The organism is Bifidobacterium avesanii, from assembly GCF_009299475.1.
Taxonomy (GTDB): domain Bacteria; phylum Actinomycetota; class Actinomycetes; order Actinomycetales; family Bifidobacteriaceae; genus Bifidobacterium; species Bifidobacterium avesanii.
This window is the reverse complement of sequence record NZ_WBSN01000007.1, coordinates 1-13,458: the sequence shown is the minus strand read 5'-3', so window position 1 is coordinate 13,458 and position 13,458 is coordinate 1. Positions and strand designations below refer to the sequence as shown.

Genomic DNA, 13,458 nt, shown 5'->3' with positions numbered 1-13,458 from the left:
GCGCGTGCGCGTTGCGGGATCCGGGACGTACGAGAATTGACGCATGGAACGTGCAATCGAACATGCAGGACGTGCGGGGCGCGCAGACGGGCGCGCGGAACGGGCGATCGAGCGGCTGAGCCTGATCGAGCGGGCGGCGCTGCTGGCCGGCGCCTCGCAGTGGACCACGCATGCCGTACCGCGCGCGGACGTGCCGGCGATGGTGCTGAGCGACGGCCCCCACGGCTTGCGGCGCGAGGCGGCCGAGCCCGGCGCTCCCACGGCGCCCGGCGCGTCCCTGCCGGCCACGTGCTTTCCCACGGCCTCCGCGGTGGCGTGCTCGTGGGACCCGGACCTCGCGGGGCGCATGGGCGCGGCGATCGGCGACGAGGCCCGCGCGCAGGGCGTCAACGTGCTGCTCGGGCCGGGCATGAACGTCAAGCGCAGTCCGCTGTGCGGCCGGAACTTCGAGTATTACGCGGAGGATCCGCTGCTCGCCGGGCGCATGGGCGCGGGATTCATCCGCGGCGTGCAGTCGAGGGGCGTGGCCGCGTGCCCCAAGCATTTCGCCGCGAACGGGCAGGAGCTGCGCCGGCAGTCGTCCAACTCGGTGGTGGACGGGCGCACGCTGCGCGAGCTGTATCTGACGGCCTTCGAGATCGCCGTGCGCGAGGCCCGGCCGTGGGCGCTCATGAGCTCGTACAACCGCGTCAACGGCGTGTACGCGCATGAGAACCGCCATCTGCTCACGGACGTGCTGCGCGGCGAGTGGGGGTTCGACGGCATGGTGGTGTCCGATTGGGGCGCCTCGAATAGCGCGGTGGCGGCCGCGGCGGCGGGCGGTTCGCTGGAGATGCCGTGCCCGGGCTATGCCTCCGTGCGCGAGGTGGTGGCCGCCGTGCGCTCCGGGCGGCTGGGCGAACGAGCGCTGAACGATCGTGCGCGCGAGGTGGCCCGGTGCGCGTGGCGGACGGAACGGGCTGATCGCGCCGAGCGGATCGGGCAGGCCGTGCAGATCGGCCGGACCGGGCAGGTCGGTCGGACCGGGCGCGCGGCGGGGAAGTATGCGGCTGAAGACGGCCAGGCCGGCGAGGCGACGGCAATGGCATCGGCGGGGAACGCGCTGACCGAGCCGACGGTCACCGCGCATCACGCCGTGGCCCGCGAGGTGGCCGAGCAGTCGATGGTGCTGTTGCGTAACGAGGGCGGCACGCTGCCGTTCGCCGAAGGCACCCGCGTGGCGCTGGTGGGGGACATGGCCGTCCGTCCGCGCTTTCAGGGCTCCGGTTCGTCGAAGGTCAACGCCACGCGCGTCGACGCCCTGTTCGACGTGCTCGAGCCCGCATCCGAGGGTGGCCTTGCGCTCGCCGGCTATGCGCCCGGCTACCGGCACGACGGCAAGTCCTCGCAGGACATGATCGAGCGGGCCTGCGCGCTGGTCGAGCGCGCGGACGTGGACGCCGTGGTGGCGTGCGTGGGGCTGGACGACCGCAGCGAAGCCGAGGGACTTGACCGCGCGACCATGCGCATGCCCCAGCCGCAGCTCGACCTCATGGACGCGCTCGCGGACGCCTGCGAACGGGCCGGCAAGCCGCTCGTCGCGGTGCTCGCCGCAGGCTCTCCGGTGCTCGTGCCGTGGGCGGTCAAGGCCGGCTGCGCGGCGATCCTGTACACGGGACTGGCTGGTCAGGCGGGCGCCTCCGCGGTGGCGCGCATCCTTTCGGGGCGCGTCAACCCGTCCGGCCGGCTCGCCGAAACATGGCCGCTGCACGACCGCGACGTCTCCACGTTCGGCCACTACCCGGCTTCCGGGCGCGACGCCGTGTACCGCGAGGGGCCGCTCGTGGGCTACCGCCACTTCACCACCGCCGACGCGCCCGTGCGCTACCCGTTCGGATTCGGGCTGGGCTACGCCGCGTTCCGGTACTCCGACCTTGCGGTCGACGACGCCGGCACGAGCTTCATGCTGACCAACACGAGTGCCGTGGAAGGCGCGGAGGCGGCCCAGCTGTATGTTTCCGGGCCGGACGCGCCGGCCGGGGGCGCGACGCGTGTGGCCCACGTGGCGCGCGAGCTCAAGGGGTTCGCCAAGGTGCGGCTCAAGCCCGGCGAGTCGCGGCGCGTGACCATCCCGTTCGACCGGTACACGTTCCGGCACTGGGACCTCGCCGCCGACGCATGGGCGCGCGAGCCGGGCGAATGGCGGATCATGATCGGCTCCGACTGCATGACCCCGCAACTGGAGGGCGCGTACGTGCTGGCCGGCTCTTCCGCGCCGGTCATTCCGGACCGGGAGCGCCCACTCCCCGTCCGCGCGGCGCACAAAGGGCTTCATGCCAACGATTTGCACGCCTCGGGACAGGGAGTGGGCGCTCCCGGTCCGGAAACAGGCGTCGGGAGTTCCGAAGGCCGACCGGCCGCGGAGCCCGCGTCCCGTCCGGTTGCGCGCCTGGGCGCGGTGCGTGCGGAGACGGCCCGCGCATTGCGCATGATGGGCGCGCCCGACGAGGCCGCCGCCGACCGTCCCCACGGCGTGCGCTTCTCCTCGAACGACCCGTTCTCCAGCTGGGCCGACTCACGCAGCCCGATCGCCCGCTGGTGGGCCGCCCGTCTGGAGCGCGGGGTGCGCGAGGCGGGCGAGCGGCTCGGCGCCCCGGATCTGGACGCGCTGTTCCGGCTCAACATGCCGCCGCGCGCGCTGGCCAAGCTCTCCGACGGTTCGGTCGACGCGGCCGCGGCCCGCGCGCTCGCCGACGTGCCCAACGGCCATGCGCTGCGCGGGGGAGTGCGGTTTGCGCTTGCCGTGCTGCGCAACCGCGCCGCCAACCGCGCCACCGTCGCCGAGCTGGCCCGCTACGGCGTGCGCTGAATGAGCTGAGTGCGCTGAGTGCGTTGACGGGCATGTCGGCGGCGTTTGTTCATCCAGCGAACAAACAAAGGCAAATTTCGGCAACACGCCTTGCGCGATGAATCGGATCGTGTATAGTGAGTCGTGGCTCAAAGAAGAGTTATCTTCGAGAACCACCGAAAAACAGACTGCTACGAAGGCGTTGTCAAGAAGGTTTGTCAGTGAGTTTCGTGGCGGTACCACAAGTGAAAACCCCTTCACTACGGATCGTTCGGCACGTACCTGCCGATGAAAGGATATGAATTATGGCAGAAGTGGTATTCGAGCACGTGACTCGAATCTACCCGGGCAACGACAAGCCCTCGGTGGATGATCTGAATCTGGATATCAAGGACGGCGAGTTCCTCGTCCTGGTTGGCCCCTCTGGCTGCGGCAAGTCCACGACGCTTCGTATGCTCGCCGGCCTCGAAGAGGTCAACAAGGGCCGCATCCTCATCGGTGGCAAGGATGTCACCACCATGCAGCCCAAGGACCGCGACATCGCAATGGTGTTCCAGAACTACGCTCTGTACCCGCACATGACCGTGGCCGACAACATGGGCTTCGCCCTGAAGATCGCCGGCACCCCGAAGGACGAGATCCGCAAGCGCGTCGAGAAGGCCGCCGAGATCCTGGACCTCACCGAGTACCTCGACCGCAAGCCGAAGGCTCTGTCCGGTGGTCAGCGTCAGCGCGTGGCCATGGGCCGTGCAATCGTCCGTGAGCCGAAGGTCTTCCTCATGGATGAGCCGCTGTCCAACCTGGACGCCAAGCTCCGTGTGCAGACCCGTACGCAGATCGCCGCCCTGCAGCGTCAGCTCGGCGTCACCACCCTGTACGTGACCCACGATCAGACCGAGGCCCTGACGATGGGCGACCGCATCGCCGTCATCAAGCTCGGCATCCTGCAGCAGGTCGGCGCCCCGACCGAGCTGTACGATCGCCCGGCCAACGTCTTCGTCGCCGGCTTCATCGGCTCCCCGTCGATGAACCTGAACACCCACCCGGTGGTCAACGGCCGCGCGAAGATCGGCGAGGACACCATCGAGCTGCCGACCGAGGCCGTCTCCAAGCTGACCGCCGAGGACAACGGCGAGATCGTCGTCGGCTTCCGCCCCGAGGATGCCTCCCTGGCTTCCTCCACCGACGCGAACGCCTTCTCCCTGAAGGTCGTCAACGTCGAGGATCTGGGCTCCGACGGCTACATCTACGGCAACATCATCACCGACGGCTCCGCCGCCGAGGAATCCCAGCTGATGTCTGATCAGAACAAGCTGACCACCGTCCGCGTTCCTCCGCGTCAGCTGCCGAAGGTCGGCGACGTCGTCAAGATCAAGATCGACCCGGCCAAGATGCACCTGTTCGCTCCGTCGACCGAGCTGCGTCTGAACTAATAGGCTTTTTCGAGGCGACTCTCTTCCTCTCTATCCGCCTCGTTAAAGTGACCCCCGCACAACTGATGTGCGGGGGTTTTCTTATCATGAGGAGCATGATGACCCCTGCAATCGATTTGAACCAACTCGATCCGCGAGCCGCCAAGGCCACGTCCGTCAAAGCCGAGGACGCGACCCCCGCGGGCGAGCCCACGGCGCTGACCATCACCGCGTCCGTGTCCAACCCGAAGATGTTCACCCTGCCGTGGGAGCAGCCGCTGGCCACGTGGCCCAAGGAGCTGCTGGCCAACCTGCCGCGAGGCATCTCCCGACACGTGGTGCGTTTCGTGCGCGTGGGCAACGAGGTCTACGCCATGAAGGAGATCACCCGTCAGGTGGCCGAGCGCGAGTACGAGCTGCTGCGCCGGCTGGAGAAGCTCGAACTGCCGTGCGTCTCCCCGGTGGCCGTCGTCACCGGCCGCCACAACCGCGAGGGCGAGCGCCTGGAGGCCATTCTGGTGACCAAGCACCTGAAGTTCTCGCTGCCGTACCGCGCGCTGTTCGCCCGCAACCTGCGCACCGACACTGCCGAACGACTCATCGACGCGCTGGCCGTGCTCATGGTCCGCCTGCACCTGGCCGGCTTCTATTGGGGCGACGTTTCGCTGTCCAACGTCCTGTTCCTGCGCGACGCCTACGCGTTCTCCGCGTGGCTGGTGGACGCCGAGACCGGTGATCTGCACCCGGCCCTGACCGACGGCCAGCGCGAGTACGACATCGACCTGGCCCGCACCAACATCATCGGCGAACTCATGGATCTGAGCTCCGGCAAGCTGTTGCCGGACGAAGTGGACGAGGTCGAGGTGGGCAACCGCCTCGTGGACCGCTACCACTCGCTGTGGAGCACGCTCACGGACACCGACAAGTTCAGCCCCGACGAGATGTGGAAGATCGAGAAGCGCGTCAACAAGCTCAACGATCTGGGCTTCGACGTGGACGAGCTCGAGATGAAGACCGCCGAGGACGGCAAGCGCGTGCTCGTGCGCCCGCGCGTGGTGGACGCCGGCTACGCCTCCCGCAAGCTGCTGCGCCTCACCGGCCTCGACGTGCAGGAGAACCAGGCCCGCCGCCTGCTCAACGATCTGGACGCCTACCGCGCGTCCACGTGGCGCGAGGGCGAGGATCTGGAGATCGTGGCCACCGACTGGATGCGCGAGGTGTTCGAGCCCACCGTGCGCATGATCCCCAAGGAGTACCGTTCGCAGATCGAGCCCGCGCAGTTCTTCCACGAGGTGCTCGACCACCGCTGGTTCCTCGCGGAGAAGGCCGGCCACGACGTCCCCATGGCCGAGGCCGTGGAGAGCTACATCGCCACCGTGCTGCCGAACTACAAGATCGACGCCAAGACCATGGAGCAGCTCAACGCCGAGGCCGACGCCGGCGTGATCGACGACGAGTCCACCTACGACGATCCCGACGACGGCTACAACCCCGACGACGATCCCGACGCGGCGGTATGGGCCCACTGAGTGCTGACCGTTCAATCGTTCAATACGGAAAAGTGCTGCGCAACGCATTTTTGCTGGATAAATTTGCCAGATACCAATGCGTTGCGCGGCACTTTTCCATATCGGCAGGCAAACACGGCCCGCTACACACTGGATTCGCTCAATCTGGCATCCGTATACCGCAGAATGAGCGGATCCGATGCGCGAGTGGGGCAAATATGCCCGTTGCGCACTGGATTCGCTCAATCCGCATATCAAGCCTCGCGAATTGAGCGAATCCAGTGCCGTCGGGCGGAGGGAGTGCTCTCTCCGGTTGCCTCGCCGCAGGCCGTCAGGCCGTCAGGCCGGAGTCGAAAGTCGAAGGATCCTTATGACGATGGAGGGGCGGCTTCCCGCGAATACCGGGAAGCCGCCCCTCCATGCGATGTGCGCTATGCGGCGATCAGCCCTTCTGGGCCGCCTTACGACGGGCGTTGGCCACGGCGTACAGGCTGATGCCGGCCGCCACGGACGCGTTGAGCGATTCGACCATGGAGCTGATCGGAATGCCGGCGATCGCGTCGCACTCCTCGCGCACCAAGCGGCTCAGGCCCTTGCCCTCCGAACCGAGCACAACCACGAGCGGATCGGTCTCGAAGCCGGTCTCGCCCACCAGCGAGTTGCCGCCGCCGTCGAGGCCGACCGCGTAGTAGCCGCGCTCGTGCAGCGACTGGATCGCCTTGGTGAGGTTCACCACGCGGGAGACGGGCAGATGCGCCGCGGCGCCGGCGGAGACCTTCCACGCGGCCGCGGTCACGGAGGCGGACCTGCGCTCCGGCAGAATCACGCCGTTCGCGCCGAATGCCGCCGCGGAGCGGATCACCGCGCCGAGGTTCTGCGGATCGGTCACGCCGTCCAGCGCGATGAACAGCGGGCGCGCCTGCATGCGCGCGAGGCCGCCCACGCCGTCCATGGCCTTGGCCTTGCGGTCGGCCTGATCGACGAGCTGGCTCAGCGGCGTGTACTCGTACGGACGCACCTTGAGCACCACGCCCTGATGGTTGCCCGAGCGCGCGATGCGGTCCATCTCCAGACGGTCGGCCTCGAGGATGTGCAGGCCGTTCGCGCCGGCGATCTTCACGATCTCGCGCGTGCGGTCGTCGTGCTCGATGCGCGCGGCGAGGTACAGCTGCAGGCTGGGCACGCCCACGCGCAGCGCCTCGAGCACGGCGTTGCGGCCGTACACCAGCTCGTCGGAGTCCGAGGTGAACTTGGCCGCCCTGCGGCGCGCGGCCAGACGCGGATCAGCGGCCTTGCGGCGGTCGGCGATCTTCTTCGCCTTGAACGCCTTGTGGTAGACGCGGTCCTCCGCCTTGGGGGTGGGGCCGTATCCCTTGAGTTTGTTGCGATGCTTGCCACCCGACCCTTTGGTCGGTCCTTTCTTCAATGCCATGGGGTCCATTGTCCCAGCACCCCGCGCCAAAGCCAAACGGATGCCGAACGAACGGCAAACGGGCGGCTTTGACGCGGGCTTCGCGCGTCAGTCCAGACCGTAGGCCGACAAGTACGCGTCGACGATCGCCGCGTTGTCGATGACCTGGCTGCGCTTTTTGATCGCCGAACTGGACGGGCTCACCAGCAGGTATTGGTCCGATGAACCGCCGCCCGTGTCGTTCCACGTCGCGTCCTCGGTCAGCCACTGGTCGCCGATCTTCACCTGATTCCACGCGTGGCGCGCGTTCTGCGTGGACGCGTTCACGGTGCCGGAGACGTAGATCGAGTTCAGGCCGGCCTTGTCCGCCAGCAGCTTGAACGAGCGGGCGTAACCGGCGCACACGGTCTTGGTGAGATCCTCGCCGTTGTAGCTGCCGAGCAGGCCGGACGCGTTCTGGTTGCTCTTGTGACGCGTGTAGAAGCTCTGGTCGACGCTCTTGCCGCCCTTCAGCTCGCTTTCGTACGTCGGGTAGTCGTACGCAAACGTGCGCACGAGATAGTCGTTGATGGCGGTTGCCTTGGCTCGGTCGTCCATGCCGGGCTTGACGATTTGCGACACGATCTGGTCGGCCTTCTGGCTCAGCTGCTGACGCACGTTGGCGGTGTCGTCGCCGTAGCTGTTGTCGTAGTATTCCACTTTGAGGAATGTGCGGCTGCCCTCCTGCTTGACGCCTGAGTAGGCGTGCGAGTGCAGGATCAGCGGGTTCTGCGCCAGCGCCTCGTCGAGCACGTCGCTCACCGTGGGCGCTCCCGCCTCCTTGACGTATTTCGTGATCTCCATGGTCGTGCGCTCCTGCAGCAGATTCGCGGCGACGAACTTCACGAACTCGACCGAGCCGTTGGCGCTGTTGAGATCGACGTCCCCTCCGACGTCGCCGGTGGAGTCGTTCCACTCCACGGTGCCGACCTGGCCTTCGGGCTCCGCGAGGCCGGCCTGGGTGTCGGACTTCTGCAGTTCCGAGGATTCCTGCTCGACGCGCGTCTTGACGTCGTTGACGTTCGTCCCCTTGTCCGAGAACGTCTCGGTGGAGTGCATGGCCGTGGCGCCCAGATAGTACGAGACCTTCACGCCTCCGCCGTCCGTCTGCGCGGTGCTCCAGTCGAACTCCTTGGGCACGATGCGCGTCAGGCCGTCCGCCACGGTGATGTAGCTGACGTACTTCTTGCCGGCGCGGTTGCCGTCGGTGATCGCGTTGAACGCCGGCGCGATCGGGATCTGCGAGAGCAGCGGGTTGATGTTGATCGTCGCGATGGGCGAGTTCGTCGTGACCTCGTTGTCGCCGTAGGCGATCACGTACAGCTGGACGTTGCTGGCGTTGCGCTGGTACTTGTTGTGGTTTTCCTCCAGCGAGAGGTTCGTGTCCGGGTCGTACTGCTCGTCCTCGGACTCCTGATCGTACAGGTTGATGAACTGGAGGTTCTGGTAGTACGGCGTCTTCGCGAACGTGGAGACCTTGCGGTCCGCGGTGTACTGGCTGATCATGCCCTTGAGGAAGTCCTTGAACTCGGGCGCTGCGGACGGGTCCCAGTCCTTGAGGTTCACGGACGTGCCGGTGGGCGCGGCGAGGATGTACGTGCTCTGTAGGCCCAGATCGTCCTTCTGCTTTTCGGCGTCGGTGGCGTTCTCGCCGAGCACCGCGCCGCCGACGCGCAGATACACCTTGTAGTGCGTGGCGCCCTCCACCGGGTCCCAGCTCACGTTGACGTGGCCCTGATCGTCCACGCGCGCCTGCAGGTTCTGGGGCGTGGCGAGCTGGTGCTTGTCGTCCTTGACGGTGAAGTACGTGACCTTGGGCTTGGCGAGTTTCTGCCCGTCCTCGCCGTAGTAGACGACGAGGTAGTACGAGCCGAATCCGGTGAACCGGGCGTACGCGTGCTGCTTGGTGTCGAAGTAGTGGTCGAGGTCGCCGGCCTCGACGGGTTCCTCGTTGAAGTAGTATTTGTTCGCCTTGATGGTGTCGAACGATTCGGCGTGCAGCTGCTGCGTGTTCGGGTCGAAGTAGTTCACCAGCACGAGGCCCTGGTTGGCCGTGATCGTGATGGTGTCCGGATCCTTCTCGTCCTGCGCGACGGAGACGTTCATCTGGTTCTTGAACGCGGGGTCGGCGTAGACGCCGGCGACCAGATCGCCGTCCTGCGTGGCGCCGTAGCCGCTCATCGACCAGTAGCTGTCGAGCCTGCTTGCCACGGAGCCGACCTTCTCGCGGAACGTGTACGTGGAATCCACGTCGAGGATCGGCTTCTGCAGGTCGTACTTCGAGGTGTCGAAGTTGTCGCCGTACACCGACATGTCGTCGCTGACGCGCCCGCCGGACGGGCGTTCGGCGAAGAAGAAGTAGGTAAAGACGATGGCGAACACGGCGATGACGGCGGTCAGCGTGATGAGCACGGTGCGCGCGGGGGAGTGGCGGCGCGCGGCCGTGGCGCCGGGGCCGCCGGGCGCGGTGGGGGCACCGGGAGCGCCGGGGTATGCCGGACCGGTTGGGGCGGCGGGATGCGTCTGATATTGCTGCTGATAGGAGGGTTGGGACGGGTAGGCGGGCTGTTGCTGCTGCGGCGGTGCCCACTGCGTCTGCTGCTGCGCCGACGCCGGTGCCGGGTATGGCTGCGAGGTCGGCGGTGCGTACTGCGGTGGCGCGTACGTCTGCGGAGGTTGTCCGTACGGCCCGTACGGCGCCTGCGTCGGCGGTGCGTACGGCTGCGGCTGCTGCGTGGGCTGCTGCGGCGCGCCGCCTGTCTGGTCGTTCGATTCGGAGTCGGACTGGTGAGGGTTTGGCTGGTCCATGTGTTCTTTCTCTCCCTACGACGCTGTGCGTTGGCTATTGCGGTCATCCTATCGCCTGCATGAAACGCCGCGCAAGGCTTCGGCCGTTCACCGCGCCGCCGTGCATTCGCCGCCCGCAACGGCAAACGATCGACGCCCGACAGGCCGCGGCCCCGTCGTTCACCTGAAAGATAAACCCGGTATGCAATAATGAGGAAAGTCCCGGCGCAGACGCTCCGGGAACCACAACCGCGCAACGCGAGCGGCAATGACACCGCACGACGTTGACTACTCCGCGGCGTACCGAGGAGCAATGAATACAGATCATGGCCCAGGCCTTGAATGATCAGCAATCCATCCCCACAACCCCGACCGACCCGTCGCTGACCGATGCGGCGGACGTGGCCAAGGCGCTCAACGTCGACCCGAACGTGGGCCTGAGCGCGGCCGAGGCGAAGCGGCGACTGGAGGAGTTCGGCCCCAATCAGCTGGCCGGCGCGCCGCCCGTGCCCAAATGGAAGAAGTTCCTGCAGCAGTTCCAGGACCCGCTGGTCTACCTGCTGCTCGTCGCGACCGCCATCTCGCTGGTCGCATGGTTCATCGAGCGCGCCCATGGCGAAGGTGGCGAGGCGCTGCCGTTCGACGCGATCGTCATCGTGCTCATCCTTATCCTGAACGCCGTGCTCGGCTACATCCAGGAGGCGAAGGCTGAGCAGGCCGTGGACGCGCTGAGCAAGATGGCCGCGCCGCAGACGAGCGTGCTGCGCGACGGCAAGATCGTGCGCATCAACACCGCCGACGTGGTGCCGGGCGACGTGCTCGTGCTGGCCGAGGGCGACAGCGTCTCCGCCGACGGCCGTCTGTTCGCCGCCGCGTCCCTGCGCATCGCCGAGGCGTCGCTGACCGGCGAATCCGTGCCCGTGGGCAAGAAGCCGGACACGCTTGAGCAGGCCAAGGCGCTGGGCGACCGCGCCAACATGATCTTCAACGGCACGTCCGTCACGCAGGGCACCGGCCGCGCGATCGTGACCGGCACCGGCATGAACACGCAGGTCGGCAAGATCGCGGACATGCTCTCCAAGACCGAGGACGACGACAGCCCGCTGCAGAAGGAAATGGACCACGTGGCCAAGATCCTCGGCATCGCGGTGTGCATCATCGCCGTGCTCGTGCTCGTGGCGCTCGCCGTGATGAGCGGCTTCCACTCGCTGCAGGACGTGATCGACTCCCTGCTGCTCGCCGTGTCCCTCGCCGTGGCCGCCGTGCCGGAGGGCCTGGCCGCCATCCTCACCGTGGTGCTCGCGCTTGGCGTGCAGCGCATGGCCAAGCACCACGCGATCGTCAAGAAGCTGCATTCCGTGGAGACGCTCGGCTCCGCGTCCGTGATCTGCTCGGACAAGACCGGCACGCTCACCCGCAACGAGATGACCGTGGAGCGCATCGTCACCCCGTCCGGCGAGGTGCAGGTGACCGGCACCGGCTACGCGCCCAAGGGCCAAATGGTCGGTCTCGACGGCAACGACTTGCCCGCCGATTCGCCGCTGCGCGTGGAGGCCGTGGCCACCATCGCCGCGGGCGCGCTCGCGAATGACGGCGACCTGCGCGAGGAGAACGGCAAGTGGGAGATCGTGGGCGACCCCACCGAAGTGGCGCTCGTGGTCGCCGCGCGCAAGATCAAGGCGCTCAAGGACTACGCCCGCTTCGAGCGAGTGGCCGAGGTGCCGTTCACCTCGGAGCGCAAGCGCATGTCCGTCATCGCGAAGGACGGCGCCGACGGCGACCGCCTGACCGTGTTCGCCAAGGGCGCCCCGGACGTGCTGCTGGGCTACTGCTCGCGCATCGCCGTGGGCGGTCAGGTCCGTCCGCTCACCGAGGGCGACCGCCAGACCATCCTCGCCACCGTGGAGCGTCTCTCCCGCGAGGCGTACCGCACGCTCGGCGAGGCGTACCGTCCGCTGGAGACCGACTCGCTGGCCGACGTGCCGGGCATCCGGGTGAACGCCGCCGGTCAGGTGACGGACATCGCCGAGCAGTCCGACGTGGTCGAGTCCGACCTCATCTGGGCCGGCATGGTCGGCATCATCGACCCGCCGCGCACCGAGGTCCGCGACTCCGTGGCCGAGGCGCACCGCGCCGGCATCCGCACGGTCATGATCACCGGCGACCACCCGCTCACCGCGGCGCGCATCGCCTCCGATCTGGGCATCATCGACAAGGGCGGCAAGGCCCTCACCGGCGACCAGCTCGACGAACTCGCCGCGCAGGGCGACGCCGCGTTCGACAAGGCCACGTCCGAGGTGTCCGTCTACGCCCGCGTGGCGCCCGAGCACAAGCTCAAGATCGTCTCCTCACTGCAGCGGCAGGGCAACATCGTGGCCATGACCGGCGACGGCGTGAACGACGCCCCGGCCGTCAAGACCGCGGACATCGGCGTGGCCATGGGCATCACCGGCACCGAGGTCACCAAGGAATCCGCCAAGATGATCCTGGCGGACGACAACTTCAGCACCATCGTGGCCGCCGTGCGCGAGGGCCGCGGCATCTTCGACAACATCCGCAAGTTCCTGCGCTACCTGCTCAGCTCCAACGTGGGCGAGGTGCTCACCGTGTTCGGCGGCGTGATCTTCGCCGGCTTCCTGGGCATCACGCAGCCCGGCGTGGAGGGCGTGACCGTGCCGCTGCTCGCCACCCAGCTGCTGTGGATCAACCTGCTCACCGACGCCGCCCCTGCGCTCGCCATGGGCGTGGATCCGCAGACCGAGGACGTCATGAACCGCCGTCCGCGCAAGCTCACCGACCGCGTGATCGACGGCGAGATGTGGGGCGACATCATCTTCGTGGGCCTCATCATGGCGGCCGTGACGCTGATCGGCATGGACATGCACCTCGCCGGCGGCCTGTTCACCGACCGTTCGGTGGACGCGCTCGGCCACGAGGCCCAGATGGTCGAGGCCCGCACCATGGGCTTCACGATCCTCGTGTTCGCGCAGCTGTTCAACGCGCTGGCCTCCCGTTCCGCCAAGCAGAGCGCCTTCGTGGGCCTGTTCGCCAACAAGTACCTGTGGGGCGCGATCGGCATCTCCATCGCCCTGCAGCTGCTCGTGATCTACGTGCCGTTCCTCAACGCCGCGTTCGGCACCACCCCGCTCGGCGCCACGGCGTGGCTGGAGTGCATTGGTCTTGCGGCCTTCGTGCTCGTCGCCACCGAGCTGCGCAAGCTCGTGCTGCGCGCGATCGACAAGAAGCGCGGCCTCGCAGTCTGAGCCGCGTGACGCCGTCGCTTAATGCCGGCCGTTTAACGCCGCCGTTTAACGCGGATTGAGCGGATCCAGTGCGTGACTGGCCTGTTGGGGGTGCGGACTTTTTCTTGGACGGCTACACCGCCAGCCCAAGGTGTCTGCGGTATTGCACCGGGCTCATCCAGCCCAGCGACTTCTTGATACGGGTCCCATTGTAATGGGACAGGTAGGCGGC

Annotated in this window: 7 protein-coding genes; 4 read left to right on the top strand and 3 right to left on the bottom strand. The window is 67.4% G+C overall.

Annotated features, from left to right (window positions below):
* Nucleotides 1–43: 43 nt before the first annotated feature.
* From DSM100685_RS05120 to DSM100685_RS05110, 3 genes are all read left to right on the top strand, one after another.
* Nucleotides 44–2,848: a glycoside hydrolase family 3 C-terminal domain-containing protein gene (locus tag DSM100685_RS05120; protein ID WP_152350286.1), complete on the top strand. Its 2,805-nt coding sequence runs from the start codon at nt 44–46 to the stop codon at nt 2,846–2,848.
* Between the two features lie 284 nt (nt 2,849–3,132).
* On the top strand, nt 3,133–4,260 hold the full coding sequence (locus tag DSM100685_RS05115) for an ABC transporter ATP-binding protein (protein ID WP_152350285.1): 1,128 nt from the start codon (nt 3,133–3,135) through the stop codon (nt 4,258–4,260).
* A gap of 98 nt (nt 4,261–4,358) precedes the next feature.
* Nucleotides 4,359–5,768: a DUF4032 domain-containing protein gene (locus tag DSM100685_RS05110; RefSeq protein ID WP_152350361.1), complete on the top strand. Its 1,410-nt coding sequence runs from the start codon at nt 4,359–4,361 to the stop codon at nt 5,766–5,768.
* A 421-nt stretch (nt 5,769–6,189) separates the two neighbouring features.
* Here the strand turns inward: DSM100685_RS05110 and rlmB are convergent, their stop codons facing one another.
* Together rlmB and DSM100685_RS05100 are read right to left on the bottom strand one after the other, a co-directional pair.
* On the bottom strand, nt 6,190–7,179 hold the full coding sequence (rlmB, locus tag DSM100685_RS05105) for a 23S rRNA (guanosine(2251)-2'-O)-methyltransferase RlmB (RefSeq protein ID WP_152350284.1): 990 nt from the start codon (nt 7,177–7,179) through the stop codon (nt 6,190–6,192).
* 87 nt (nt 7,180–7,266) lie between these two features.
* Entirely contained in the window at nt 7,267–10,005 is a 2,739-nt protein-coding gene (locus DSM100685_RS05100) for a transglutaminase domain-containing protein (RefSeq protein WP_152350283.1), read from the bottom strand.
* A gap of 305 nt (nt 10,006–10,310) precedes the next feature.
* On the opposite strand from DSM100685_RS05100, the gene DSM100685_RS05095 reads away from it, so the two are divergent.
* Nucleotides 10,311–13,247, top strand: a complete 2,937-nt coding sequence (locus DSM100685_RS05095) for a cation-translocating P-type ATPase (RefSeq protein ID WP_152350282.1) — start codon at nt 10,311–10,313, stop codon at nt 13,245–13,247.
* A 112-nt stretch (nt 13,248–13,359) separates the two neighbouring features.
* Here DSM100685_RS05095 and DSM100685_RS05090 read toward each other — a convergent pair.
* On the bottom strand, nt 13,360–13,458 hold a 99-nt coding region (locus DSM100685_RS05090; RefSeq protein WP_152350281.1), incomplete at its 5' end, for an IS3 family transposase.